This window comes from Candidatus Merdisoma sp. HCP28S3_D10 (genome assembly GCF_052065835.1).
Classification (GTDB): Bacteria; Bacillota; Clostridia; order Lachnospirales; family Lachnospiraceae; genus Laedolimicola.
In genome coordinates, this window is record NZ_JBQHTG010000001.1 from 51413 (window position 1) to 77804 (window position 26392).

Here is a 26392-nt window from a genome sequence, read left to right on the forward strand (position 1 = left end):
TAAAACTCCTCGCCTTTTTACTGTGCCGTATCGTCCAACTGCCGTTTCAGATAGATTCCTACCACACTGGAAAAATTCATAATATTACGGATATAAGCAAAATCCTTACCGAAAATCCGCCGTTCTGCCTGTAAATCCTGTTCCTCTCCGGCAAAGACGCCCAGCACGGAGATTCCCTCCGCCCGCACTTTTCTCACCTCGGAAGCTGTATCCCGCACTGCGTAATCTCCCGCATAGGGCATGGGATTCTTACTGTTCGGACGGTTCACGATAATATCATTGGGCCGTCCGTCGCTTAAGACAATCAGAACCTTATTCTCCTCCGGACGATCCCGCAGGCTTGCCGCTGCCGCCCGGATAGCCAGACCGTCCCGGTTATTGGAGGAGGCGTGGAATTCAAAAATCCGCTTGTTGGCCTCTTTGGGATCGTCGTAGTCCCGGTATCTCTGCATGACCGTGTAATCCCAGAAGGTACAAAAGCCCATGACCCGGTGGGGGATCTGCACATTACTCAGAGCCTCACTGATAATATAGCCCTGCAGGGCCACCAGGCTCTGGCGGCTTCTCTGGGAGCCGGAGGCGTCGATGAGCACATGCACCACAAACTCGGAGCTATCCTTTTTCAAAACCCGTTCAAAAAGCTTCTTATCCCGGCTCCGTCCAAGCTTCCAGAGACGGGAGGGCACGATATCGCCATACTCGCTGCGCACCGTTTCCCGCTCGCTCCGGGCCACCAGGGCACGGCGCAGGGTATCAGTCAACAGTTCGATATTTCTCCGGGCCACACGGGTGTGATGGCCGTATTCCCGGAGGTTTTCACTCTTTGCCCGTCTTGCGTACTCCGACTGGTAATTTCTCTTTACCATATTGGAAAGGATTCCATCGGTAAAATACAGGCTGCAGTCCGCATGGGCGCCGCGGCAGATGCTGCGGTTCAGTCTGGCCTGCTCGCCCTCGCTCAGATAGGATCTGCCATAGTTCAGCTCCATGTAGGAATACATCTTGGCTGCCGCCTCTGCGTCCACCAGCACGCGCTTCATGCGGCTTTCCCGCTTTTCCTCCTGCTCTGTAGGCACTTCCCCGGTCTGGGTTACCGCCTGATTCACCTGATTCAGTACCTGGGTCAGCTCCTCTTCCTTCGCTTCCTCCTCCAGATAATCCTTCCAGCTGAATTCCTTCAGCTCCTCCATGGTCACAGCCAGCACCTTCGCCAGATCTCCATGATTCTTTTCAAAATAAGGATCCACTAACCAGTTGTAAAGCTTATCGGTCACCCGGATAATCTCCATGGTATCATAGGTATCCTCAAGCTCTGCCAGAAGATCCAGCACCTGCCGCATCCGGGCCTGCTCATGGCTCACCGATCCCCGGACCGCCTGCTGCATCATACAGATCTTAATCTGTCCCAGATAATAGGAGGCCAGTCTGGTGAAATCGTATTCCAGCAGATCGGAAAAGGCCTTCTTCCGGATCTCCTGCACACCCTTACGCTCCGCGCTGATTTTTCTGTACACCGCGCTGTCCACCGCAAGCTGGGCCACATTCGTCAGCGCCTGCTCGTCCGCTCCGTAATACAGCTTCTTCACCAGATACAGGCCGAAGGCGTTCCGGTCAAAATACCGGGAAAAGGCACCCTGCTTCACCGCGTCATAGAGGGACACCCAGGGCGAACGGGCAAAGGAGACCGTATCCAGCTTGATATTCTCCCCATAGTTCCCGCTGACCGTCCAGTACAGATTCCGGATACGGTTCTCTATCTCATACTGATTTTCATCAAAATAATCCTCACTGAGGGTTTCCTGTTCCTTCATTCTGCCTCACTTAAAATAATTCGCTGCCGGTCCATTCCTCCGGAATCCGGGTCATAACGATATCGCCGACAATCTCCTTCTCAAAGATGTCGAAACTCTTATTGGTAATTCCCATGGTAACGGCCGCTCTGGGGGTAAGCCCGCAGCGCACTGTCTTCATGGCTCCGATCATACCGCGCAGATCCAGCGGCTTTGTGGATATCTCGCTGTTCTGGGCCTTGGTCTGCAGATCGAGGAAGAGTCCGGCAAAGGCCCGGATTCCTTCTTCCTTCGCGTCCGGGAAATTGGCCCGCAGAATCAGAAGCAGGGTTTCCTCGGTCAGAGCCGGCATATCAATCACCAGGAATCGGGATACCAGTGCCTCGTTCAGCTCCCTGGTTCCCGCGTAGCCGTAGTTCATGGTTCCGATAAAACGGGTGGCCGGATGGAGCTCGATCTTGTCGTAACCCGGCACGTCGATGAGACGGCGGTAATCCAGCGTCGCGTGAAGCACGGAAACCGCGTCATTTTTCGCCATGTTGATCTCATCAAAGACGCCGAAGCCGCCGTTCTCGGCGCACTGGCATACGGGTCCCTTGCGAAGCCGCACCTCGTTGTCCACAAAGGTATCCGTTCCGATCAGAGAGCTACTGTCTGTATTCACATTAAAAGAGATGTTGTAGGAGGGGCGGCCAAAAACCCAGGCCAGATTTTCCGCCAGGATATTCTTTCCCGTAGCCTTGGAACCGGAAAGCAGCACATTTTCCCCCTGCAGGAGGGCCGCTATGGCCATCTCCAGAATCTCTTTTCCATAAAACGGAACCGGCGGCTTCGCCACCCGGTTTTTTACCGACTCTTCGACCGGGTACTTCTCCCGGAATTTCTCCACCTCGCGGATCAGCAGCGGATTTACCTTCTGTTCTTCCAGATATTCTAATTCTTTCATCATTTCATCCTTATTTTTTATTATCCCAGTTCCTTAATATAGGGAACCAGCTCGTCAAAATGCCGGATCACTTTGTATTCCCCGGGCTGCAGCGACGGATTTTCCGGCAAAGGTCTTTCCTTGGCCCGGTACCACACCGGATGCATACCGGCTGCTCCCGGCCCTGCCACATCCTTTTTAAAAGTATCGCCTACAAAAACCAGTTCCTCCGGGCTGCAGCCTGCTTTTTCGATACAGAGCGCCATAAATTCCGGATGGGGCTTCTCATGGCCCGCCTCCTGGCTGGTTACAATGTGATCCACATAGGGTGCAAAGCCCAGACGCTCCAGCTTTTTGTACTGCATGGTAACCGTCATATCGGTACCGATCCCGATATGGACGCCCATGTCACGCAGGGCACGAACGGCCTCAATACTTCCCGGTTCTGCCTCTGAAGCCTCTAAAAGGCCTCCCCAATATAAGTGATACAACTTTTCCACATGGGGAAAAATCGGTTTTCCCCAATTTTCCATCATGTTCTGTAAACGGATCGTGCGGCTGTGAATGGTCGCATTGTCCGTTCCCAGCTTCTTCTTGGCTTCCTCATACAATCTCTTATATTCCGCCATAAATTCCTCCGGACCAATACCAAGCTCTTTCTTCGCATAGGCAGTCATCCGCGCCACACCTTCCGCATTTCCTCTTTCATAATCATAAAGCGTACCGTCAATATCAAATATCACTTCTTTTATCAATCTTAAGCTCCTCCTCTTGTATCTGCTCACATAGCCCAGAGCTGGGGAACGCCTGTGGCAAAGGAATAAAGCCCCAGCAGCGCTGTCGCGCAAATCACCAGCTGATACCATTTTTTCTCTGTAACCTTTCCTCCCAGGGAAAGACCATGGGCCATGAAAATCAGGACTGGCAGCATATAACGTCCCTGGGGTTGAAAATCCAGAATATAACCGTTATAAAAAACCAGAAGCAGGGAAATGAGCGCCGGTATGTGAAGCAACAGTCCCTGCCGCTTTTCCGTCCGGCTTCCATTCCTTCGGACGCCGTACCCTGTCACCAGATATAATACCACATAAAGGGCACCCATGACCAGATAATATCGACCGGGCGTCTGAATTTTCATGCCTCCATAGACTCCGGTAAAGGAACGGAACAGGCTGCCGAATAATCCATAGTTCATCAGGAAGTCCCAAAAAGAGATTCCCTGGGCGTGCATCTGGAAATACCATTCCCAACCAGCCTGATCCAGGGCCGGATTCAGACTGTCTACCGCGCGTTCCACCATGATTTCCCGCATGATTTCACTTTTCTGAAGGCCATAATGCAGGAAATCAAAGCCCAGCCGCACCGCCAGGAACGCGCCGGATACCGATACCAGAAGCAGGTATTTCCGGGACAGCTCCCTTCGCTGCTCCCGCTCTGCCTCCAGCAAGGGTACCAGAAGCATCAGGAAGGCGTAAATCAGAATCACGTCATAATTTGCCTTAGCAGTCATCACATGGGCAAACAGAAGCCCCAGAAGCAGACAGCGTCCTGTATTTTTCCGGCTCCGGCCAGGCGCAAACAGCCGGTGCAGCATACTTTCCGGAAACGTAAGCTGGTACAACACCAGCACCGACACCAGATAATCCAGGGCGTCGGAGGTTCCATAGGAATAGAGGTACCAGACCTGGGGCGTCAGAAAGACAGCCGCCGTCAGCCATCTGCAGGAACGAAGCTTTGAAAGCGCAAAAGCAAACAAAAGAAATCCCAGGCACAGGCCAAAGAAGCGCTCCCGGTTCGGCACCGAAACCAACCGGGCCAGCTTGCCCGCATAGAGATAATAGGGGGTCTTCTCCGTAAGTCTGGTAGTTCCGTAGGTACCGATGGTAGGCGCCACCGCCTCATCGCGCACGTCCGGCGGCAGCGTATGCTCTTCATAAAACCGTACCGCGTCCCGGGTCTCCCACTCATCCGGATTCAGCTTGTGATCCCCGTAAAAGGAGGTCAACGTCATCAGCGTCAGGGCGCCGACTGCCACCAGAAGCAGGCAGACGTCCGCAGCGTCCAGCCATCGTTTCTCCGGATCTGACTTTCCAAGCCTTCCATAGCCTGCAACCAGACCATAAACCACCGCGCCGAATATACCCAGAAATAAAATTCCCAACCGGGCACTCTGTCTGGCCGCAGCCGCGTACCGCTGACAAAAGGCTTCCCGGGGAAGCAGCTGGGAATCCGCGCCTGTAATCCGAAGCTCCAGCACTCCGTCGCTGTTTTCCACAGCCTCGGCCTGGTCATTCAGTGTAAAATAAGACAGGATTTCCTCTCCGTTCAGTACGAAACCCTTCCTGCCGTTGTAGCTGACCTCTATACTCTGAATCCGGACGTGCTCATCATATTCTGCATCGATGGGATCGATACGCCTAAGATAGCTTCCCTTCCTGTAAATCGGATCCAGAAAGTATACCCGGCTCTTATCCTTCCGTCCATAGGTGGTCCGGAGTCCGGAAAAGGGAATCGTAGTATCGCTCCGCGAGGTCAGTATTTTCAAATCATCTGCCTTTGTATAATCCCTGTCCGCAAAATTCACCTGTACCTTTGTCAGTACCAGCGGCGGCATAAGCAAAAACAGCGCCAGAAGCGCCAGAAGCACAGTCAGCGCCCTATGGTTTTTCATCCAGCAAAAACTCCGATAACACATAATTACTGATGTCGATCCCCCTGTCTGTCAGACGGAGACGGTTTTCAGACTGCCAAAGCAGTCCCTCCTCCGTCAAGGTCTTTATCTTTTTTCCGTAAATACTACGGATCGTATCGTTCAGAACGATACCTTTCATTTTCCGCAGCCCCAGAAACATGGTTTCCTCCAGCGCGTCCTTTGCGCTTAAGGGCTCTATGCTTTCATAGGAAAAATGTCCTTTCAGATATTCCTGTAAATCCGTACTGTTTTTATAGCGCACTTCTTTCAGAAGAGAGGCAGCGCCGATCCCGAAGCCCTTATAATCTGTCCGCTCCCAGTAGGACAGGTTGTGGCGGCATTCGTAACCGGGCTTTGCGTAATTGGAAATCTCATAGCGTTCATAGCCCTTTTCCCGCAGAAACGCCCTGGTATCCTCGTACATCAGCCGATCCAGATCCTCTCCCGGAAGCTCAGCCTCACAGGAGCCGCCCTCCCGATACTTCTCATAAAAAGGGGTGCCCTCCTCAATGATCAGGCTGTAGGCAGAGATATGCTCCGGATTCAGATCCGTCACCTTTTCCAGGGTGGTCTTCCAGCCCTCCCGGGTCTGCCCGGGCAGGGCGGACATGAGATCCACATTGACATTGGAAAAGCCCAGCTCCCGTACTCCTTCATAATTTTCCCGAAACTCTTCCCAGGTATGAATCCGTCCCAGCGCGCGAAGCTCCCGGTTGTCCGCCGACTGAAGCCCGATGCTTAAGCGGTTGATTCCCGCCCTTTTATAGGCTTCCAGTTTTTTCCTGTCCAGGGTTCCCGGATTGCATTCCACTGTTATCTCCGCGTCAGAACGCAAAAGGAGCTGCCGGGAAATCTCATCGAGAATCCCTGCCAGTTCATCTCCTGCCAAAAGAGAGGGAGTGCCGCCTCCGAAAAAGACGGTCGCGCCCTCATAGCTTCCGTCCAGCTCCCCGGCTGATCGGATCTCTTCCTTAAGCGCCCGCACATAGGCGCCTCTGGTTTCCGCGTCCGCCGGCGCGGACAGGAAATCACAGTAAGCACATTTGCGCACACAGAAGGGAATATGGATATAGATTCCAAGCTTTTTTTTCATGTTCATTTCCCGTTTATTTATCGTCCAGCTTAAGCACGCTCATGAAGGCCTTCTGGGGAATCTCCACGTTGCCCACCTGGCGCATCCGCTTCTTTCCTTCCTTCTGCTTTTCCAAAAGCTTCTTCTTCCGGCTGATATCGCCGCCGTAGCACTTGGCCAGAACGTCCTTACGCATAGCCCGGACAGTCTCGCGGGCGATCACCTTGCCGCCGATAGCTGCCTGGATCGGAATCTCAAACAAATGTCTCGGGATCTCGTCCTTCAGCTTCTCGCACATCTTCCGTCCACGCTCGTAGGCGGTACTGCTGTGTACGATAAAGGACAGGGCGTCCACCTCTTCCTTATTGATCAGGATATCCAGCTTCACCAGATCCGCCGTCTCGTAGCCCTTCATCTCGTAGTCAAAGGATGCGTAGCCCCTGGAACGGGATTTGAGCGCGTCGAAGAAATCATAAATAATCTCATTCAGCGGAAGCTCGTATTTTAAGAGAGCACGGGTCTCCTCCATGTATTCCATACCCAGGTATACGCCCCGGCGTTCCTGGCATAGCTCCATGATGGAGCCGATAAACTCTGTGGTTACCATGATTTCCGCGCTGACGAAGGGCTCCTCCATGTGCTCAATCTCCGCCGGATCCGGCAGGTTGGAGGGATTGGTCAGATCCAGTACCTCCCCGTTGGTCTTGTAGACCTTATAGATAACGCCCGGAGCCGTCGTCACCAGATCCAAGTTGTATTCCCGCTCCAGACGCTCCTGGATAATCTCCAGGTGTAACAGTCCCAGGAAGCCGCAGCGGAAGCCAAAGCCTAAGGCAATCGAGGTCTCCGGCTCAAACTGCAGAGAAGCGTCATTGAGCTGCAGCTTCTCCAGAGCGTCCCGAAGATCCGGATACTTGGCCCCGTCTGCCGGATACAGGCCGCAGTATACCATAGGCAATACCTTCTTATAGCCGGGCAGGGGAGCGTCACAGGGCTTGTCCCGGTCTGTAATGGTATCGCCCACCCGGGTATCCCGGACGTTCTTAATGCTGGCCGTGATGTAGCCTACCATACCGGCGGACAGCTCGTCGCAGGGAATAAACTGGCCTGCGCCAAAATATCCCACCTCTACGACCTCCTCCTCGGCTCCGGTAGCCATCATGCGGATCATCGTTCCCTTCTTCACCGTACCTTCTTTGATCCGGCAGAAAATGATAACGCCCTTATAGGAGTCATAGACAGAGTCAAAAATCAGAGCCTTCAGGGGCGCCTCCGGATCTCCGGTGGGAGCTGGAATTTTCTGTACGATGGCCTCCAGCACCTGATCCACATTCAGACCGGTCTTGGCGGATATCTGGGGTGCGTCCTGGGCTTCGAGGCCGATCACGTCCTCGATCTCGTCAATGACACGCTGCGGCTCCGCGCTGGGCAGATCGATTTTATTGATCACCGGAATCACGTCCAGATCATGATCCAGCGCCAGATATACATTGGCCAGCGTCTGGGCCTCGATACCCTGGGCCGCATCTACCACCAGAATCGCGCCGTCGCAGGCCGCCAGGCTCCGGGACACTTCATAATTGAAGTCCACGTGGCCCGGCGTATCGATCAGGTTAAAAATGTACTCCTCGCCGTTCTGGGCTTTATATACCGTACGGACAGTCTGGGCCTTGATGGTGATACCCCGCTCCCGCTCCAGGTCCATATTGTCCAACACCTGGGACTGCATCTCCCGGCTGGTCAGAAGGCCGGTCTGCTCAATAATCCGGTCCGCCAGGGTGGATTTACCGTGGTCGATATGCGCAATGATACAGAAATTGCGGATCTTGCTCTGGTCAAATGACGTCATATAATAATTCCTCCGTTTATTCAGATTAAACCTCAAAAAGCGGGTGCGTCTATCTCGCCCGCTCGTGCTTTTCTCTTTTGTTCCATCAAATGTTACCACATTTTCCATCTATATGACAACCAGAACTTCTTTCTTTTCACAATTTAATCCCCCAGTACCCGGTGCAGCACGTCTGCCAGGGGCTCCATGGCGTTTTTCATTTCCTCCAGGGTATTGGTCTGGGCCCCGGCTTCCACAAGCAGGGACTTGGGTCTTAAGTGCAGGTTATAACGTAAGCCCTTCAGGTAGATCTTCCGGCTGACCCCGGGATAGTAGGCTTCACAGGCCAGCTTCAGCTGCAGGGACAGAGCCAGATTTTCCCCTATATAGGGATTATAGAGATAGGAAATGGGACCGTTCCGCCTGCTGTAGCTCAGTCCGTTGAAAAACATAAACTGGGCTGTGGGCTTTCCATTTACCTCTGTCACCAGCCGCGTCCCGTCTGCTACGCCGTCCCGGTGGAGATCCAGCAGCACCTCGATACTGGGATATTCTTCCAGAATATGCTTTACGTCCTCCGCAGCCAGGGTATACGCCCGGTTCCGGTCCAGCTCTCCGTCTCTATAATCATAGACATTCGTATTATGTATAACATTGTAGCCGTAACGATCCCGAAGAAGCTCCGTAAGCCGCTCCCCCACACCCACAATCGTCGTGGAGGCGTCCCCCTCCACCGAATCCACAAAGCCTTCCTGGGAATGGGTATGGTAAATGAGAATCTGGGGCGCGCTGTTATCCTGCCTGAGGGTCATGTCCATGGACAATAGCCGTTCCCCGTCCAGCAGATCACCGCTGATATCGGTATTATTTTCTATGATATAGAAGTTATTTTTCAGGAAATCAAAATCCGCCAGCTCCTCGTCGCTGTATTCCCGACCTGTGGGCATGCTTTCCGCTCCTTCTGTTTCTTCTGGAGTTCCTTCCGCATCCTCCTCCAGGGGCATCCGGTTTTCCTCCTCTGTCTGCTCTGCCAATGGAAAGGCCTCCCCTGTCTGCTGATCAATCTCATTTTCGTCCCGGACTCCGCCCTTAATCAGGATCTCATAGGCAGCCGTACTCTCTATCTCCGTGGCGTAGGGCTGCTGCCCGGCCAGACAGGCGTAAAGGGGATAGACGCCCACCGCCCGCCGAAGCAGCCATTCGCCCGGACTTTCTGCTTCCCTCTTCCCATCTCCTGCTGCATAAACCAGCCCCGGATAGAGGGTCTCCACAGACGCCCGCCGGATATCGGTCTCCGTCTCCAGAAGCAGAGATTTCCAGAGAAAGGAGAGCTTCTTCAGGGGTCTTAGCCGGATGCTGCTGCCCAGAATATAGAAGCCCATGACGCCCATCAGGATCCAGACGCCTATATTCCCCATGAGCCGGAAATTCTTTTTTCGTTTCCATTTTCGTTTCCATGCAATTTGCGCCACACCTGAACTTCCTCCCCGATCCTTCGCTTCTTTCCTTATCTTATTCCCGGGGCTGTCCGGGTATGTCAGGAGAGAGCCAGATTCAGCGCCTCGGAAATGGTGTAGCTCAGCCGCCGCACCATCTCGTCCACATTTTTCGGCGTCACAAACATTCCGTTCAGTCCCGGCGGTACGGCGTCCCGATCCCCGGTGGCGTCATAGACGATGGTAGCCGCGTCCACCACTGTAGGTACGCCGATCGCCAGCACCGGAACCCCCACGGTCTCCTTCGACAGGCTGTTCCGATGGTTTCCCACGCCGGACCCCGGCTGGATCCCCGCGTCCGAAAGCTGAATGGTCCGGTTCAGCCGCCGGCTGCTGCGGGCTGCCAGCGCATCAATAACTACTAACTGATCCGGCTTTGTCTCCGCCACGATTCCCCGGACCACCTCCAGGGTCTCCATGCCCGTCTGGGCCATCACCCCCGGTACAATCGCGCTGATCCGATGTACCCGGTCTCTGCCAAAGGCAGCTTTTCCGTATTCCCGTACCACATGGCGGGTGATCCGAAGCTGGCTGACTGCCTCCGGTCCCAGGGCGTCCGGGGTCACCTCCCGGTTTCCTAAGCCTACCACCAGTATGGACTTCTCTTCCCTGACGTCCAGAAGCTTTTGAAGATACCCGGCCAACTTCCCAGACACCTCCCGGTGATAATCCTCGTCCGGATCGGAAAGCCGGGGAGCCTCCAGGGTAATATAGGTGCCCACCGGCTTTCCCATGGCCTTCGCCCCATTTTCTGTCTGAATCCGGACCACCGTCACCCGGATATCCCGCTGCTCGTCGTAGACCTCCTCCAGGGCCACGCCCCGCACCTCTACGTCCTCCTCAAACCGTTCCCTGGCCTCCAGCGCCAGATCGGTCCGCACCTGAAACTCTGCCATACTCTGCCTCCTGTCTCTGTTTTGCCCTTTCTTATCCGGCATTCTAAATTTCTCTTATATTTTTTTTATTTTTCGCTATTTTTTCAAAAATATGTATTGACAGAACTCTATTCCTGTCCTAAAATATATGAGTATGTTTTGTAAAGACGTCCGTGTCCGGCTTTTACGGAACATGTAAAAATAAGCTTATTTTAAAACATGGTTTGGAGGTGTACGGATTGGCTAACATTAAATCTGCAAAGAAAAGAATTCAGGTTGCCGAGACAAGAACAGCTAGAAATAAGGCTATCAAGTCTGAGGTTAAGACCGCTATCAAGAAAGTAGACGCTGCAGTTGCTGCAAAGGACGCTGAGGCTGCAAAGGCTAGCTTAAAGGCTGCTATCGCTACCATCAGCAAGGCTACTTCCAAGGGAGTTTACCACAAGAACACAACTTCCCGCAAGATTTCCCGTCTGACCAAGGCTGTAAACAGCATCGCTTAATTGAGATAGACGAAACAAAAAGAGACCCATTCCGTCATTTGGGTCTCTTTTTTTCTTTATGAGGTATTCTTTATGAAAATGCTGGCTGAAGATATCAAAAACGGAAATTTCAAGACTGCCTACCTGCTCTGCGGCGAGGAGGCCTACCTGCGCAACCAGTATAAAAACCGGCTGATTCAGGCCCTCTGTGATCCCACAGACACCATGAATTTCTCCCGCTTTGAGGGAAAAAATATCCTCCCGGCAGAGATCATCAGTCTGGCGGACACCCTGCCTTTTTTTGCGGAACGGCGGCTGATTCTCATCGAGGACAGCGGCTTTTTCAAGAACAAATGCGACGAGCTGGCGGACTATCTGCCCTCCATGCCCGATACCACCTGCATCCTGTTCGTGGAAACCGAGGTTGACAAACGGAACCGCCTCTATAAGGCCGTCCAGAAGCAGGGACGAATCACCGAGTTCCAGACCCAGGACGAGCGCACCCTGATGAAATGGATTCTGGGCATTCTCAAAAAGGAAGACCGAAAGATCACCGAGGCCACCCTGCAACTTTTTCTGGATCGCACCGGCACCGATATGGAAAACATCGCCATGGAGCTGGACAAACTGCTCTCCTACACAGCAGGACGCGACGTGATTACTTCCCAGGATGTAAATGACATCTGTACCGTACAGACCACCGGACAGGTTTTCGAGATGATCCGCGCCCTGGCTGAAAAGAATCAGAAGAAGGCACTGGATCTCTACTATGATCTGCTGGCTCTGAAGGAGCCGCCCATGCGGATTCTCTTTCTCATCGCCCGCCAGTTCAACCAGCTTCTCCTGGTCAAAAGTCTGGCTGCCAGAGGCTACGACAGAGCTGCCATCGCCTCCCGGGCAAAAATCGCCCCCTTTGTGGCCGGGCGCTGTATGACCCAGGCCAAGAGCTTCTCCACTGAGCAGTTAAAAAAGGCGGTACAGGACTGCGTGGAAGCCGAGGAGGCCGTAAAAACAGGACAAATCAGCGATACGCTGAGCGTAGAGCTGCTGATTCTGAAATACAGCAGAGCCTAATCAGAGGAAGCTTCGAATCCAAAGCTTCTTTCCGTCACTTTTTATCCGGATAGCCCCGCACCGGTCGGTTCGCCATACCTTACTGCCTATGGCCTCCAGCCGCTCCAGGGTCCCCCGATGGGGATGCCCGTAGGAATTATCCCTTCCGCAGGAAATCAGGGTAATCTTAGGCCGGACCTTCTGAAGCCACGCCTCACTTCCAGAGGTGGCGGATCCGTGATGGCCGGCCTTTAGAATGGTAAAGGATCCTATATCCTGCTCTTTCTCCAGAATCATTTGTTCCCCCTCTTCCCCCAGATCGCCGGTCAGGATCGCCGAAAAGCTTCCCTCTCGCAGCGCCAGCGTCACGGAAGCCTCGTTGACGTCCGTACCGCTCTCTGCCTCCGACGGGTGAAGACAGGTCAGCACCGCTGCCGTATCCGAAAGAACGGCTCCCTGTCCGATTCTCCGCACCGATACCTTCCGCTTCCGGGCCATTTCCGCCAGCCGCTGCCCCTTTTCCTCCTCGAGAGATCGTCCCGACAAAAGCAGCGTTTTTATCTGAATCTCCCCCGGATCTCCCGTCCTTTCCAACAGCTCCTTTATCCCCGAGATATGATCCTCGTCTGTGTGTGTAATCACCACATAATCCAGTTTTCCCACCCCCTCTGCTTTCAGAAAGGGCGCTATCCGGTAGGCTCCCACCTTCGATACACTGGTACTTCCACCGTCGATCAGCAGCGTCGTCCCTGCCCCGGTCCGCAGAAAAATTCCATCTCCCTGCCCCACATCCAACATCACCAGAGTAAGTTCTCCCTGTATCCGAAGGGTCAACAGAAGCACCAGCGCCGCCAGCACCACCCCGCTTCCTGCCTGCCGAAGCCGCCGGGGCTTCTCTCCTTCCGCTTTTTTCCGGTACTGCCAGAACAGAAAGCCGGTCAGTCCCAGGTAATAGAGCGCCATCTGCCAGAACCCGGGTTGTCCACAGAGATATACCGCGCCCGGAAGCTTCAGGGACACCATCCCCAGTCTCTCATAAAGCTCCAGAACCTGTACGCAGACAAAGGCCGGAAGCCACGTCAGAGCCGGGAACACGAAGCTTACCGCCAACGTCAGGATCCCGGTGAGCATGACGACCGTCATCAACGGAATCACCACCAGATTCAGCAGAATCCCGTACACCGGAAGCTCACTGTAAAAATATTCCAGAATCGGAAGCGTCATAAGCTGGATAGACAGGCTGAGCAACAAGGGCTCCGTCATTTTGGCCAGAAGCTTTGCTTCCGGTAAGAAAAGCGCCTTCAAAACCGGGAACAGCAGACCCACGCCCAGCACCGCCCCGAAGGAAAGAAGAAAGGAAGCGCTTCTCACATACAGCGGCTGACCGAGAAGCAATCCTATGGCTCCAAGGGCCAGGGCTGTGAGCATATCGTAGCTTTTGCCCAGCATGGTTCCCACCATGAGCAGGGCAAACATCAACACGGCCCGTCCCGTGGATACGCCCATTCCCGTCAGTCCTCCGTAGAACAGCACCAGGAGCAGGGACGCTGTTCCGGACAGATAGAGATCCGCGCCTGTTTTCCGCAAAATCCGGTAGAGGCTCATGCCAAAGAGGGAGACATGCAGGCCGGAGATGGCCAGCAGATGGGAGATACCGCTTTTCTGGTACAGACTTTTGGTTTCCGCCTCCAGATCCTCCTTATTTCCCAGCAGCATAGCCTCTACCACTCCACTTTTTTCATCCGGAAAGCACTGACGGACGCGGTGGCTTAGAGCCTCCTGTATTTCATAGAGCAGCTGGGGCAGCGGCCGCACCCCGGATTGGATTACCTCTGCTTTCTTTGCGTAGCATAACGCTATGATTCCCTTTGTCTGATAATAGAGCCTGGCGTCAAACTGTCCCGGATTGGTGGGACGCTCCGGCTCCTGTATTTTAAAATTGTCGTCGATTCGTAGGATATTGCCGATAGAAAGATGTGTTTCGGCTTCGAAGGATACCCGGATGATCCCGGTATCCGAAAAATTGGTGTGTGTGAGCCAGACGGCTGTCCCGCCCGGTTCTATCCGGCTGACTGTGCCGGTGAGAACCGAGAGATCTTCTGCCCCTTCCGGCGGATCCTTCATCCACAGCTCTGCCGGAAGGCACAAAAGTATCAGGGCCAGAAACAGTGCCGCCAGGCACAAGGGCCGTTTGATCAATTTTTATTTTTCCTCTTCTATGATGTCCAGATTCCGTTCATAGATGGTATCCAGCCGCATACTCTCCCTATAGACCAGATCCGTCTCTCCATTTACCAGAATCTGTACCTTACTGATTCCCGACACCTCTGTCAGGGAATCTACGATGGAATAGATGGTAACTGCCTCTGTCACATTGTATCCCTGCTCCAGGAAGCCCTCGTTTAAGTTTACATAACAAGTTCCGTCCTTGGTTGAGATACTTAAGATCTTAGTACCGGCAGGCAGGGTCGGATAATCCGTATCCGCAGACACCGGTCCCCGGATCAGGCTCTCCACCACCAGCTTTTCCACAGAGATATTGCTGCTTCCGGTCACATTGACCTTTTCCCTCACCAGCTTATCTCCGGCTTTGTTGGCAAAATACAGTGTCAGCGTTGTAACCTTTTCCTCGTTGATGGCCTCTCCGGTATTCTCCACGAAGCTGTCCGCGTTCATCTGTCCCACCAGGTTATCCCCGGAATCCATCAGCGGATTGTCGCCAATCAGGAAAGACACATACTCCACATCCGGAATCTGGCACAGCGTCCGCACCAGGGCGGACCGGCAGAGAATCTCCCGAATGGGATTCATCTCCTGATAACCCGGATCAAAATGCAGGCTCAGCTGTCCCTGGTCCAAATCATAGGAGGTCACAAAAACATTATCCGTCAATACTGCCTCCAGATCACTGTCCTTCGGAGCCTCCTTCAGCTTTTCAAGCAGTTCTTCGATCAGCGCTTCCGTATCCTTTGCCTTTGGCTGATAGCTCACGGTACTCACGGACGTCTCGTCCTGGTTCAGATAATAAATCTGATAACCGGAGGTATTGGCCTTTGCTTCCTTTTTCTGCTTTCCGCAGCCTCCCAGGATCGCCAGAAGGGTCAGAAGTCCCAGAAGCAGCAGTAAAGCTCTCTTTTTTCTTTTCATCTCGCACTCCCGTTCTCAGGCTATATAATTCAGCGGAATCCGTACCGAAAAGGTAGTTCCGGTTCCCAGCTCGCTGGATACCTTGATGGCTCCCTTGTGTACCAGCACCGCGCTCTTGGCGATTGCCAGGCCAAGGCCGGTTCCGTCGATCTCGCTGGAATGGGATTTGTCCACCCGGTAAAACCGCTCAAAGATATAATCCAGGGATTCCTCCGGAATTCCCTGGCCAGAGTCTATCACCTTCACGTAGAAGAACTTGTGATCCGCGTCCAGAGATACATGAACCCAACCATTTTCTTTGTTATACTTGATGGCGTTCTCCACCAGGTTGGTGAAGGCCAGGGTCAGGCGGCCCTCGTCCACCTCTGCCGTTACCGGCCGGAAGCTTTCCAGTACCACCTCGATGTTCTTTTTCGCTGCAATGGGCCGGAGTCGCTTCAGAATCAGCTCCAGCAGATCGTTGATATCCACCGGCTCAATATTCAGGCTGGCTGCCTTTTTATCCATCTTCACCAGAGACAGCAGATCTGTAATAATCTTATTTTCCCGCTCGATCTCCTCGGCAATATCGCCCATAAACTCTTTATAAAGTTCATTGGGCACCTCTTCCTGGGTCAGCAGGGAATCTGCCAGCACCTTCATGGAGGTCAGCGGAGTCTTCAATTCATGGGATACGTTGGATACGAATTCCTGACGGGACTCGTCCAGCACCCGCATTTGAGTCACGATTTTATTGAACTCCTCGGAAATCTGCGCCGTCTCCGCATAGGTCCGCACCTTCAGATCCTCGTTGGAATGGCCGCTAGAAATCTCACGAAGTCCTGCAATGATCCGCTGAATGGGCCGTACCAGAAGTCGGGACAAAAGGATCGCAAGCACCGTCACCAGGATGCCGTATACCAGCGTAAAGATCCAGGCGTTGCCTGTCAGGGCATCCAGACTGTCCCAGATACTGTCGGTGGATACGCTGACCAGCAGTACCCCCTCAACCTTCGGGGAATCCCCGGAACGGATCGGAATCGTCATCTCGATAAACCGCTTTTCTGACAGCTGGTTGATGGTTTCTCCCCGGAAGCAGCGCATAACTTCTCCGGACACCACGTACTTATTTTCAATCAGACCATAGGTATCACGAATCACACGGAAATCCTGATCGATGATAATGATCCGTCCGTCATAGAGGCTGGCCAGCTGGGTCAGCTCCCCGTCGATGAGATCAATGGAGGGATCCTCCATATAGCTGCTGGTCAGAAGCTGGTTGGATAAAATCTTACACTGGTTCTGGACTTCCGTGCTCCGGGCAGAGATGGCCCGATCCTGATAGCTCTTCAGGATACTGGCCGACATGAGAATCATCGGAAGCCAGCCTACCGCCAGAAGCGCCAGCAGAAGCCGGAATTTGAAGCTTTTAAAATATGTAACGATTACTTTATGCCTGGAAGTAATAACCTACACCCCACTTCGTATGAACGTATTTGGGCTCGCTGGGATTGCTCTCGATCTTCTCCCGGAGCCGCCGGATATGTACATCCACGGTCCGCACATCTCCCGGATACTCGTAGCCCCAGACCGTATTCAACAGATTTTCCCGGCTGTATACCTTGCCCGGGTTCAGCGCCATCAGCTCCAGCAGGTCGAATTCCTTGGCGGTCAGATTGATCTCCCGGCCGCTGATAAAGAGACGGCGGCCCTCCAGATCCAGCTTCAGATCCGCAGCCTCCACCACCTTGCCCTTTTTCTCCTTTTCGGTACCGCCCACCCTGCGCATAATCGCCTTCATGCGGGCCTTGATCTCCAGAATGTTGAAGGGCTTTGTGATATAATCGTCCGCGCCGTACTCCAGGCCTAAGATCTTGTCCATATCATCGCCCTTTGCAGTCAGCATGATAATCGGCATATTGGAAAATTCCCGGATCTGCTGGCAGACCTGAAAGCCGTCCAGCTTCGGAAGCATTACATCCAGAAGCACGATATCGTACTCTCCGGCTCTGGCATATTCCAGCGCTTCCTCTCCGTCATAGGCGCAGTCCACCTCCATGTCGTCCTGCTCCAGACTGAACCGGAGTCCCTTTACAATTAATTTTTCATCGTCGACCACTAATACTTTTTTTCCCATGCTTCCCGCCTCGTTATCTTTCTATTGCTCTTTCTTACACTGTTATCTGATCTCTGATTTTATGAAAAACGCCTTCCTTGATTCCCGGAATCTTCATCAGATCCTCCGGCTTTCCAAAGCCGCCCTTTGTCTCCCGGTAGCGGATAATCTCCTTCGCCTTGGAGGCTCCGATTCCCGAAAGGGTCATAAGCTCCTCTTCTGTGGCCCGGTTTAAGTTCACCAGTCCCGCCGCTCCCGTTTTCCCAGCCTCGGTAAGCACTTCCGCCTCTTCCAGAGACGGCACCTCGATCTTCTGTCCGTCAGAAAGTGTCTCCGCCAGGTTCAGGTAGGTGTCCGCCGCTTCCTCTGTCATGCCTCCGGCTGCCTCTATGGCGTCGGTGATCCGGCTGCCCTCCGAAAGCTCATAGACGCCCGGACAATTCACGCTCCCGCAGACATACACCCAGACTGAGCGCTTGGTATCTTTACTTTTTTCTGTTTGTTCTATTTGTTCTGTTCCGGCCTCTGCCGGAAGCTCCTCTGTCCCGCTGTTGTAGAAGACTGCCTCCGTTTTCCCACAACCTGTGAGTAGCAGCAGTAACAGAACGATAATCCCATGCCGATATCTCATATTTCCCGCCTTTCCTGAAACGCGGGACCCCTCCGATACCAGACTATCTCCATTTTAGCCGAGATCCAGGCAGAATACAAGTCATTTTTTACTCCCAACGGAAAATGACGACGCCCACAATGGCCACTGCCATTCCCAGCATTTTCCGCCAGGAAAAATCCGCCCGTTCCACGCCAAAAATGCCCAAAAGCTCTATCAGATAAGCCACCAGAAGCTGGGAGATAACAATCAGCATGACCGCCTTTGCAGGCCCCAGGCTGTCCATACTCCGGATCACCGTAAAGGTAATAAAGGCCCCAATGACACCGCCCAGTAGCATATACCGGGGCGTGACCTCGAATACCGTCAGCATATTTTTCCGGTCGGTCAGCGCCCAGGCCAAAAAACAGGTAACCAGCGCGGTCAGCTGCACCCAGGCAGCCGATATCCACATACTGCTGACCTTTGTCACCTCCGTATTGAACACTCCCTGGATACTCATCAGCGCCCCGGACAGCAGGGCAATAAAAAATCCAATCATGGTAAGACTTCCCTCCATTTTTGTAATCGGATTTAGTCTTACCCTGATTGGATCAGCTTATACATGCTTTTTCGCTCTATTCTGTGGCCTGAAGCTGGCACATGATTTTCCGGGTTACGGCTTCCACCTCCGTATCCACGTCGTTGCCCTTCCAGATATTCGCGAAGGCGATTTCCATTTCAATCCAGTAATTGCTTAAATCTGTAAGTTTCGGAACCTCTACGGAATTCTCGTACTGGTCAAGCAGAACAGAGATCTCCGGGTTCTCGTACTGGACGCCCAGACGCACCGGCATTTTGTTGGACAGGGCGTACAACTCCTCAGCCTTATCATAAGTCAGGAAACGGGCAAATTTCTTCGCCGTATCCCGCTCCCGGGAGTAGGCGTTGACCACCACTGAGTTGGTAACGGACAGTCCCTTGGTGGGCAGCTCGGCCGTCAGGTTCGGTACCTGGGCGATCCCGTAGAAATCCCCCTGGTCTGCCGCGTCCAATCTGGCTATGGCATCGGTCTTGGCTATGGTATAGACGGTCTTGCCGTCGATGAACTCCTGCAGCACACGATCTGTGGTGACCTCGTCCGCGTCAATGGCAAAGAAGGCGTTCAGGCTCTGGTAATAGGCCAGGCAGTCCTTCACCTCCTCCGCGTCCAGCTCCACCTGGGCCGGATCGTCTCCGGTCTCGCCGCCCAGATTCACATAGTTGGAGATGAAGAAGAAGTTGGAGAAAATATCCGCCACGTTCCATTTAAAGATATTTTCTACCTTTTCCGTGGCCTCGCTGGCCTCGTAATTGTCCGCGTAATCCAGAATCTCATCGATGGAGGACGGCGCGCTGTCCACGTAATTCTTATTGTACAGAAGACAGCAGGTTTCAAAATAAAAGGGATAGGCCATCAGCTTTCCGCCGCAGGTGGCCGCGTCGATGGCCTTCGCCGGGAAATCCTTTGAAAGCTCCCGCTCCGTGAAGCTGTCATTTTCCACCGTCAGACCCGCCAGGCGCGCCTTCTCCAGCAGCTCGCTGGAGGTGATAAAGAGATCCGGGCCGCCCAGATCCGAGATACTGGCTGTATTGATATGCTCGATATAATCCACCGCCGTCACCAGCTTCAGGGTTACGTTCACGCCGTACTGCTCCTGAAAGTCCGCCGCGGCCCCTACCAGATAGCTGTTCAGCTTCTCATCGGTGTACCACAGGGTCAGGTCCTTCTGCTCCGCTTCCTGCCCGGCGTCTTCCGCCTCCTTCTGCTTCTGATGATAAGAAAATGCCACCTGGCCCATCTGCGCGAATATCAGCAGCACCACCAGGATCGCAATCGCTCTGCGGTAAATCGTATGTCTCATGTGTGTAAAATCCTAACCTTTCGTCAAAGCCCTCTCAAGCTTCTCAACCATTTCATCTACATGGTCTTCTGTGATGACAAGAGGCGGAACCAGACGCAGCACGTCGCTTCCGGCCGTAATCACAAGGAGACCCTCATCCATAGATTTTAACACAACTTCTCCCACAGGTCTACCCTGAATCACAAGTCCCTGCATCAGACCTTTTCCTCTGCGGGCCGCAATGCAGTCATACTGCTCCACCAGGGCGTCCAGCTTTTTCTCAAGATAAGCGCCGACCTTCTGAGCATGCTCTACGATGTTGTCCTGCTCAAAGATATCCAGCACCTTTGACACAGCCGCGCAGACAAAGGGATTGCCGCCGTAGGTGGTGCCGTGATCTCCAGGTACCAGGGAGCTGGAAGCTGCTTTTTCATTCAGCACAAAGGCCCCCACCGGAACGCCACAGCCCAACGCCTTGGCGCAGGTCATGATATCGGGCTGCACGCCGTACTCCTGCCAGGCAAACAGATGTCCGCTGCGTCCCATGCCGCACTGGATCTCGTCCAGAATCAGCAGCGCGTCATGCTCCTCGCAGAGGGCCTTCACGCCCTTTAAGAATTCCTCTGTGGCCGGATAGATACCGCCCTCTCCCTGGATCGTCTCCAGAATCACCGCGCAGGTGCGGTCATTAAACTTAGCCTTTACGCTCTCCAGATCGTTGTAATCCGCAAAGCGAATCCCGCCGATCAGCGGACGGAAGGGAATCTGGTATTTTTCATTTCCGGTGACGGAAAGGGCTCCCATGCTCCGTCCATGGAAGGAATGGTTCATGGCAATGATCTCGTGATCGTTTCTGCCGTCCTTAAGCCATGCATATTTGCGTGCCGCCTTCAGGGCTCCCTCGATGGCCTCGGTGCCGCTGTTGGTGAAAAATACGCGGCTCATGCCGCTCATGCGCACCAGCTTCTCTGCCGCCTCTGCCGCCGGCTCATTGTAATAGAGATTGGAGGTATGCAAAAGCTTATCCACCTGGGCCTTCAGGGCTTCGTCATAGCCGGGGTAATGATAGCCCAGGGCCTGTACGGCGATCCCTGCGGCAAAATCCAGGTACTGCTTTCCCTCTGTGTCATAGAGATACACGCCCTCTCCGTGATCCAGCACAATCTGATAGCGGTTATAGGTATGGAGCACGCTCTCCTCTGCTTCTTTGATAATCGCCTCTTTATTTTCCTTCATAATACTGTTCCTCTCCCTCGCCCAGAATGGCGGTTCCGATTCCTTTGTTGGTAAAGATTTCCAAAAGCAGGCAGTGGGCCATGCGGCCGTCCAGGATATGCACCCGGGATACCCCGTTTTCAACCGCGTCAATGCAGTTCTGGAGCTTCGGAAGCATTCCGCCGCCGATATTGCCGTTTGCCATCAGCTGCCGGGCCTCTTTTACATGAAGCTCGGAAATCAGGGTCTTCGGATCCTCAGGATCCCTGCGGACGCCCTCGATATCAGTCAGAAAGGCCAGCTTCTCCGCATGGACCGCCCGGGCAATGGCGCAGGCCGCGTCGTCCGCGTTGATGTTATAGGTATTGAAATCCTTATCCAGGCCCACCGGGCACACGATGGGCAGGAAATCCTTCTCCAGCAGATCGTAAAGAAGCTGGGGATCTACCTCCGTTATCTCACCTACAAAGCCGATGTCCTCGCCCTTGGAGTATTTCTTCTCCACCTTCAGAAGGCCGCCGTCCTTGCCGCTGATGCTCACTGCCTTGACGCCAAGCTCCTCCACCAGCTGCACCAGACTTTTTCCAACTTTTCCCAGTACCATTTCCGCGATTTCCATGGTTTCCTGATCCGTAACCCGCAGGCCGTTGATGAATTTGGGTTCCATGCCGACCTTGCCCACCCAGCGGCTGATCTCCTTGCCGCCGCCGTGTACGATGATGGGCTTAAAGCCTACCAGCTTCAGCAGGGTCACGTCCTGAATGACGCTCCGCTTCAGGTTCTCGTCTACCATGGCGCTTCCGCCGTATTTCACTACGATAATCTTCCGGTTAAACCGCTGGATATAGGGAAGGGCCTCAATGAGGACCTTGGCTTTCTCCAGGTAGGTGTTCATCTCTTCTTCTCTGCTCATAATCTTCTACTCCTCTGTATCTTAAGAACGGTAATCCGCGTTGATCTTCACATAATCATAGGTCAGATCGCAGCCCCACGCGGTGGCTGTGGCGTCGCCCATCTTCACGTCCGCAATGGCGGTAACCTCCGGCTCGGAGAGGATCTTCGTGGCCTCCTCCTCGCTGTAATTCACTGCCACACCATTTTCAATAATCCGAAGCTTTCCGGCCGCGCTCTCGAAAAACAGATCCACCTTCTCCGGATCAAACTGCGCCCCGGAATATCCCATGGCACACAGGATACGGCCCCAGTTGGCGTCATGACCGTAGATGGCCGCCTTAACCAGACTGGAGGTAACTACGGACTTGCTTAAGATCACGGCCTGCTCCTTACTCTCGGCTCCTACGATTTTTACCTCGAACAGTGCCGTCGCGCCCTCGCCGTCACCGGCCATCTTTTTCGCAAGCCAAGTGTTGACTGTATTCAGTGCCTTTGCAAATGCTTTGTAATCCTCGTTTTCTTCCGTAATCTCCGGGTTCTCTGCCATGCCGTTGGCCAGCACCAGCAGGGTGTCGTTGGTGGAAGTGTCCCCGTCCACGGAAATCATGTTGAAGGTATCTTTTACGTCTGCGCTCACGCATTTCTGCAGCATTTCTTTGGAAATGTTCGCGTCGGTGGTCACGAAGGCCAGCATGGTACACATATTCGGGTGAATCATGCCGGAGCCCTTGCACATACCGCCTACGGTTACCGTCTTACCGCCCAGCTCCACCTGTACCGCAATTTCTTTATTCATAGTATCCGTGGTCATAATGGCTTTGGAGGCTGCGGTTCCATGCTCCGGGCTGCTTCCCTTTGCTTCTTTTAAAAGGCTGATTCCCTTTTTCAGCCGATCCATGGGCAGCTGCATGCCGATAACGCCGGTGGAAGCCACCAGAACGGCGTTTTCCGGAACGCCCAGAACCTTTGCCGCTTCCTCCGCGGTCTCCTTACAGTAGCCCATGCCCTCCTCTCCGGTGCAGGCGTTGGCAATACCGGAGTTTACGATGACTGCCTGGGCATAGGGAGACTCCTTTACAATCTTCTGATCCCATTTCACCGGGGCCGCCTTGACCAGGTTGGTGGTGAAGGTGCCCGCCGCATGGCAGGGTTTTTCGCTGTATACCAGAGCCATATCATTGCGTCCCTGGTATTTGATGGCTGCCGCCGCTGCCGCTGCCTCAAAGCCCTTTGCCGCTGTGACGCCGCCTTTGATTTCTGTGATTTTCATAATACTCCTCCCCTTCCGTTATGAAGTCTATTCATTAAACGCTTCTATGTTTTCTTTATTCAAAACAAAATCATAATAATTCAGATCGAGACGCTGCGTCCAGCCGATACGGTTCCAGAAGGCGTTGCCGATATCGTTCTGGGTAAAGGCAATCAGGGATACCTTGCTGATCTGTTCTTCTTTTAAGGCGTTCATGGCAAAGACTACCATAGCCTTGCCAATCCCCTTCATCCGGTAATCCCGGTGGACGCAGACATGGTAGAGACAGCCCCGGCGCCCGTCGTGGCCGCAGAGAATACTGCCTACCACCTTTCCGTCCTCGATGGCCACCACACTGGTGGTGGGATTCCGTTTTAAAAACCGCTCCACGCCCACTCTGGAATCATCAATGCTCCGGATCGCAAAGCCCTTAATGGTCATCCAGAGGGCGTAGACGCCGTCATAATCGTCAATGGTCATTGTTCGGATCGTCATATTTTTGTACCTCGCCGTTATGGGAACATGGGAACGAGCTCCAGGCCCTCGCTCTCTTTTTGTCCGAACATCAGGTTCATATTCTGAACCGCCTGTCCTGCCGCGCCCTTCACCAGATTGTCCATGGCTCCCATCATAATTACACGCTTTGTTCTCGGATCAATCTTGAAGTTCACGTCCACATAGTTGCTGCCCTCCGCCCATTTGGTCTGGGGGCATACGTCCCGCTCCAGCACACGGACAAATTTCTCGCCTGCGTAATATTTGTCATAGGCTGCTTTTGCTTCCTCATAGGAAATGTCCTTTTTCAGGGACGCATAGGCTGTAATCAGAATTCCCCGGTTCATGGGAACCAGATGGGGCGTAAAATTCAGCAGCACCGGTTCTCCCGCCGCATAGGAAAGCTGCTCCTCAATCTCCGGCGTATGGCGGTGATTTGCCACGCCGTAGGCCTTGATATTCTCATTGACCTCGCAATACAGATTGTCCACCTTGGCGCTCCTGCCCGCGCCGGAAGTTCCGGACTTGGCGTCGATGATAATGGTGTTCGGATCGATCAGCCCTTCCTTTAAAAGCGGATAGATGGAAAGGGTGCTGCAGGTGGGGTAGCAGCCCGGATTGGCCACCAGCCGCGCCTTCTTTACCGCTTCCCGGTTGATCTCACAGAGTCCGTAGACGGCCTCCGGGATAAACTGGGGCGTCGGGTGCTGGATCTTGTACCATGCTTCATAAGTCGCCACGTCTTTAATCCGGAAATCCGCGCTTAAGTCTATGATTTTTACCTTGGAAAGAATCTCCTCATTTACCAGAGAGGCGCACAGGCCCTGGGGCGTCGCTGTAAAAATCACGTCTACCTGGTCTGCCAGCGCTTCCATATTATCATCCATGCATTTGTCGTCTACAATCTGAAACATATTCTGATAGACTTCCGCGTACTTCTTATCTATGTAGCTTCGGGAGCCGTACCATTTAATCTCTACATTCTTATGTCCCATGAGAATGCGGACCAGCTCGCCGCCTGCGTATCCGGTTGCTCCGATAATTCCTGCTCTAATCATACTCTTGCCCTCTCTTTTTTTCTAATACAATTTTTAACATTTTAATCCTGTTGCGTTCTTATTGCAAGTGTTTTTCTCATTGTATGCATTTTTATACACTCGTTTCTGCATATACTATCATTTTTATGCATAATAATCAAGTATTTTTTATTTTTATTCACAAAAATGCATTTTCCCTCTTGCATATTCCATATAAATGATGTATATTAGGTGTCAGTGAACGCAGAATTGCATTAAAAACACTGAGGAGGATAATTAATATGAAAGACAAAGTTGTACTTGCCTATTCCGGCGGACTGGATACCACAGCCATTATTCCGTGGCTGAAGGAGCATTTTGATTACGACGTAGTCTGCTGCTGTATCGACTGCGGCCAGGGAAATGAGCTGGACGGACTGGACGAGCGTGCGAAGCTGTCCGGCGCTTCCAAGCTGTATATTGAAGATCTGGTAGATGATTTCGCGGAAAATTATATCATGCCCTGTGTAAAGGCTGACGCTGTATATGAGAACAAATACCTGCTGGGTACTTCCATGGCCCGCCCGGCTATCGCCAAGAAGCTGGTAGAGATTGCCCGGAAGGAAAACGCTGTCGCTATCTGCCACGGCGCTACCGGAAAGGGAAATGACCAGATCCGTTTCGAGCTTGGTATCAAGGCTCTGGCTCCGGATCTGAAGATCATTGCTCCCTGGCGTATGACCGATATCTGGACTATGCAGTCCCGTGAAGATGAGATCGCCTACTGTGAGAAGCATGGCATTCACCTTCCCTTCGCGACCGATTCCAGCTACAGCCGTGACCGGAACCTGTGGCATATCAGCCATGAGGGACTGGAGCTTGAGGATCCGGCCAATGAGCCGAACTACGAGCATCTGCTGGTTCTGGGCACTACCCCGGAGAAGGCTCCGGATGAGCCGGAATATGTGACCATGACCTTTGAGAAGGGCGTTCCCACCTCTGTAAACGGCAAGCAGATGAAGGTAGCCGACGTTATCCGTACCCTGAACGCCCTGGGCGGAAAGCATGGTATCGGTATCGTTGACATCGTGGAGAACCGTGTGGTTGGCATGAAGTCCCGCGGTGTATATGAGACCCCGGGCGGAACCATTCTGATGGAAGCTCACCGTCAGCTGGAGGAGCTGGTTCTGGACCGCGCCACCATGGAGACTAAGAAGGATATGGCCAACAAGTTCTCCCAGATCGTTTACGAAGGAAAATGGTTTACGCCTCTGCGTGAGGCCATTCAGGCATTCATGGAGGTTACTCAGGAATATGTCACCGGCGAAGTGAAGTTCAAACTCTACAAGGGCAACATCCTCAAGGCCGGCACCACATCTCCCTACTCCCTGTACAATGAGTCCCTGGCTTCCTTCACCACCGGCGACATGTACGATCACCACGACGCAGACGGATTCATCACACTCTTTGGCCTGCCGCTGAAGGTACGTGCCATGAAGCTGGCTGAGGTGGAGAAGAATAAGAACAATAACTAAGTTTCAGAAGGATAACAGAAGAAAAGGGCTCCCGCGTCGGTGACGCGGAGGCCCTTTCTCC

At 53.3% G+C, this 26392-nt stretch carries 23 protein-coding genes; 3 read left to right on the forward strand and 20 right to left on the reverse strand.

Annotated elements, in window-relative coordinates:
- Positions 1–17: 17 nt before the first annotated feature.
- The 8 genes from ACTNCH_RS00230 to gpr all read right to left on the reverse strand — a co-directional run bounded on the left by ACTNCH_RS00230 (position 18) and on the right by gpr (position 10699).
- Complete coding sequence (locus ACTNCH_RS00230) at positions 18–1811, reverse strand: cobaltochelatase CobT-related protein (protein WP_441015990.1); 1794 nt, start codon at positions 1809–1811, stop codon at positions 18–20.
- Positions 1812–1821: 10 nt separating this feature from the next.
- The gene (locus ACTNCH_RS00235; protein ID WP_441015987.1) at positions 1822–2736 is read right to left on the reverse strand and encodes an AAA family ATPase; all 915 of its coding nucleotides are present in this window, start codon (positions 2734–2736) and stop codon (positions 1822–1824) included.
- A 20-nt stretch (positions 2737–2756) separates the two neighbouring features.
- Complete coding sequence (locus ACTNCH_RS00240; RefSeq protein WP_441015984.1) at positions 2757–3470, reverse strand: HAD family hydrolase; 714 nt, start codon at positions 3468–3470, stop codon at positions 2757–2759.
- 26 nt (positions 3471–3496) lie between these two features.
- Positions 3497–5386 carry a hypothetical protein gene (locus ACTNCH_RS00245; RefSeq protein ID WP_441015981.1) on the reverse strand — a complete coding sequence of 630 codons (1890 nt, stop codon included), beginning with the start codon at positions 5384–5386 and terminating at the stop codon, positions 3497–3499.
- Complete coding sequence (gene hemW / locus ACTNCH_RS00250; RefSeq protein ID WP_441015978.1) at positions 5373–6500, reverse strand: radical SAM family heme chaperone HemW; 1128 nt, start codon at positions 6498–6500, stop codon at positions 5373–5375. Before hemW ends, ACTNCH_RS00245 begins: the two co-directional genes overlap by 14 nt.
- Positions 6501–6513: 13 nt before the next feature.
- Positions 6514–8328, reverse strand: a complete 1815-nt coding sequence (lepA, locus tag ACTNCH_RS00255) for a translation elongation factor 4 (RefSeq protein WP_441015975.1) — start codon at positions 8326–8328, stop codon at positions 6514–6516.
- Positions 8329–8471: 143 nt separating this feature from the next.
- Positions 8472–9779 (reverse strand): stage II sporulation protein P, encoded by a 1308-nt coding sequence (locus tag ACTNCH_RS00260; protein ID WP_441015972.1) that lies wholly within the window; start codon positions 9777–9779, stop codon positions 8472–8474.
- 65 nt (positions 9780–9844) lie between these two features.
- On the reverse strand, positions 9845–10699 hold the full coding sequence (gene gpr, locus ACTNCH_RS00265; protein ID WP_441015969.1) for a GPR endopeptidase: 855 nt from the start codon (positions 10697–10699) through the stop codon (positions 9845–9847).
- Between the two features lie 218 nt (positions 10700–10917).
- Between gpr and rpsT the strand changes: the two genes are divergently transcribed.
- Positions 10918–11181: a 30S ribosomal protein S20 gene (gene rpsT / locus ACTNCH_RS00270; protein WP_441015966.1), complete on the forward strand. Its 264-nt coding sequence runs from the start codon at positions 10918–10920 to the stop codon at positions 11179–11181.
- Between the two features lie 72 nt (positions 11182–11253).
- The gene (holA, locus tag ACTNCH_RS00275) at positions 11254–12234 is read left to right on the forward strand and encodes a DNA polymerase III subunit delta (RefSeq protein WP_441015963.1); all 981 of its coding nucleotides are present in this window, start codon (positions 11254–11256) and stop codon (positions 12232–12234) included.
- Here holA and ACTNCH_RS00280 read toward each other — a convergent pair whose 3' ends face one another.
- From ACTNCH_RS00280 to argC, 12 genes are all read right to left on the reverse strand, one after another.
- On the reverse strand, positions 12235–14412 hold the full coding sequence (locus tag ACTNCH_RS00280) for a DNA internalization-related competence protein ComEC/Rec2 (protein WP_441015960.1): 2178 nt from the start codon (positions 14410–14412) through the stop codon (positions 12235–12237).
- Positions 14413–14415: 3 nt separating this feature from the next.
- On the reverse strand, positions 14416–15360 hold the full coding sequence (locus ACTNCH_RS00285; RefSeq protein WP_441015957.1) for a GerMN domain-containing protein: 945 nt from the start codon (positions 15358–15360) through the stop codon (positions 14416–14418).
- Positions 15361–15375: 15 nt separating this feature from the next.
- Complete coding sequence (locus ACTNCH_RS00290) at positions 15376–16716, reverse strand: sensor histidine kinase (RefSeq protein ID WP_441015954.1); 1341 nt, start codon at positions 16714–16716, stop codon at positions 15376–15378.
- Between the two features lie 73 nt (positions 16717–16789).
- A complete protein-coding gene (locus ACTNCH_RS00295; protein ID WP_441015951.1) occupies positions 16790–17476 on the reverse strand; it encodes a response regulator transcription factor in 687 nt (228 codons plus the stop codon).
- A 34-nt stretch (positions 17477–17510) separates the two neighbouring features.
- The gene (locus ACTNCH_RS00300; protein ID WP_441015948.1) at positions 17511–18086 is read right to left on the reverse strand and encodes a helix-hairpin-helix domain-containing protein; all 576 of its coding nucleotides are present in this window, start codon (positions 18084–18086) and stop codon (positions 17511–17513) included.
- Positions 18087–18174: 88 nt separating this feature from the next.
- Complete coding sequence (locus tag ACTNCH_RS00305) at positions 18175–18606, reverse strand: DMT family transporter (RefSeq protein WP_441015945.1); 432 nt, start codon at positions 18604–18606, stop codon at positions 18175–18177.
- Between the two features lie 76 nt (positions 18607–18682).
- Positions 18683–19948 (reverse strand): sugar ABC transporter substrate-binding protein, encoded by a 1266-nt coding sequence (locus ACTNCH_RS00310; RefSeq protein WP_441015942.1) that lies wholly within the window; start codon positions 19946–19948, stop codon positions 18683–18685.
- A 12-nt stretch (positions 19949–19960) separates the two neighbouring features.
- Complete coding sequence (locus tag ACTNCH_RS00315; RefSeq protein ID WP_441015939.1) at positions 19961–21163, reverse strand: aspartate aminotransferase family protein; 1203 nt, start codon at positions 21161–21163, stop codon at positions 19961–19963.
- Positions 21150–22055, reverse strand: a complete 906-nt coding sequence (argB, locus tag ACTNCH_RS00320) for an acetylglutamate kinase (protein WP_441015936.1) — start codon at positions 22053–22055, stop codon at positions 21150–21152. The genes ACTNCH_RS00315 and argB overlap by 14 nt, the downstream gene beginning before the upstream one ends.
- A gap of 21 nt (positions 22056–22076) precedes the next feature.
- A complete protein-coding gene (gene argJ, locus ACTNCH_RS00325) occupies positions 22077–23306 on the reverse strand; it encodes a bifunctional glutamate N-acetyltransferase/amino-acid acetyltransferase ArgJ (protein WP_441015933.1) in 1230 nt (409 codons plus the stop codon).
- Between the two features lie 27 nt (positions 23307–23333).
- A complete protein-coding gene (locus tag ACTNCH_RS00330) occupies positions 23334–23780 on the reverse strand; it encodes a GNAT family N-acetyltransferase (protein WP_186873871.1) in 447 nt (148 codons plus the stop codon).
- A 17-nt stretch (positions 23781–23797) separates the two neighbouring features.
- Complete coding sequence (gene argC, locus ACTNCH_RS00335; RefSeq protein ID WP_441015929.1) at positions 23798–24838, reverse strand: N-acetyl-gamma-glutamyl-phosphate reductase; 1041 nt, start codon at positions 24836–24838, stop codon at positions 23798–23800.
- A gap of 260 nt (positions 24839–25098) precedes the next feature.
- Between argC and ACTNCH_RS00340 the strand changes: the two genes are divergently transcribed.
- Entirely contained in the window at positions 25099–26331 is a 1233-nt protein-coding gene (locus tag ACTNCH_RS00340) for an argininosuccinate synthase (protein ID WP_441015926.1), read from the forward strand.
- Positions 26332–26392 lie beyond the last annotated feature (61 nt).

Excerpts from the sequence above, each read along its gene's own strand:
- argJ (WP_441015933.1), bottom strand. The coding sequence starts at position 23,306 with ATGAAAATCACAGAAATCAAAGGCGGCGTCACAGCGGCAAAGGGCTTT.
- ACTNCH_RS00230 (WP_441015990.1), bottom strand. The coding sequence starts at position 1,811 with ATGAAGGAACAGGAAACCCTCAGTGAGGATTATTTTGATGAAAATCAG.
- ACTNCH_RS00340 (WP_441015926.1), top strand. The coding sequence starts at position 25,099 with ATGAAAGACAAAGTTGTACTTGCCTATTCCGGCGGACTGGATACCACA.
- argC (WP_441015929.1), bottom strand. The coding sequence starts at position 24,838 with ATGATTAGAGCAGGAATTATCGGAGCAACCGGATACGCAGGCGGCGAG.
- ACTNCH_RS00290 (WP_441015954.1), bottom strand. The coding sequence starts at position 16,716 with ATGATTCTCATGTCGGCCAGTATCCTGAAGAGCTATCAGGATCGGGCC.
- argB (WP_441015936.1), bottom strand. The coding sequence starts at position 22,055 with ATGAGCAGAGAAGAAGAGATGAACACCTACCTGGAGAAAGCCAAGGTC.
- ACTNCH_RS00285 (WP_441015957.1), bottom strand. The coding sequence starts at position 15,360 with ATGAAAAGAAAAAAGAGAGCTTTACTGCTGCTTCTGGGACTTCTGACC.
- gpr (WP_441015969.1), bottom strand. The coding sequence starts at position 10,699 with ATGGCAGAGTTTCAGGTGCGGACCGATCTGGCGCTGGAGGCCAGGGAA.
- ACTNCH_RS00305 (WP_441015945.1), bottom strand. The coding sequence starts at position 18,606 with ATGATTGGATTTTTTATTGCCCTGCTGTCCGGGGCGCTGATGAGTATC.
- ACTNCH_RS00300 (WP_441015948.1), bottom strand. The coding sequence starts at position 18,086 with ATGAGATATCGGCATGGGATTATCGTTCTGTTACTGCTGCTACTCACA.
- ACTNCH_RS00330 (WP_186873871.1), bottom strand. The coding sequence starts at position 23,780 with ATGACGATCCGAACAATGACCATTGACGATTATGACGGCGTCTACGCC.
- ACTNCH_RS00315 (WP_441015939.1), bottom strand. The coding sequence starts at position 21,163 with ATGAAGGAAAATAAAGAGGCGATTATCAAAGAAGCAGAGGAGAGCGTG.
- ACTNCH_RS00235 (WP_441015987.1), bottom strand. The coding sequence starts at position 2,736 with ATGAAAGAATTAGAATATCTGGAAGAACAGAAGGTAAATCCGCTGCTG.
- ACTNCH_RS00245 (WP_441015981.1), bottom strand. The coding sequence starts at position 5,386 with ATGAAAAACCATAGGGCGCTGACTGTGCTTCTGGCGCTTCTGGCGCTG.
- holA (WP_441015963.1), top strand. The coding sequence starts at position 11,254 with ATGAAAATGCTGGCTGAAGATATCAAAAACGGAAATTTCAAGACTGCC.
- hemW (WP_441015978.1), bottom strand. The coding sequence starts at position 6,500 with ATGAAAAAAAAGCTTGGAATCTATATCCATATTCCCTTCTGTGTGCGC.
- ACTNCH_RS00310 (WP_441015942.1), bottom strand. The coding sequence starts at position 19,948 with ATGAGACATACGATTTACCGCAGAGCGATTGCGATCCTGGTGGTGCTG.
- ACTNCH_RS00295 (WP_441015951.1), bottom strand. The coding sequence starts at position 17,476 with ATGGGAAAAAAAGTATTAGTGGTCGACGATGAAAAATTAATTGTAAAG.
- lepA (WP_441015975.1), bottom strand. The coding sequence starts at position 8,328 with ATGACGTCATTTGACCAGAGCAAGATCCGCAATTTCTGTATCATTGCG.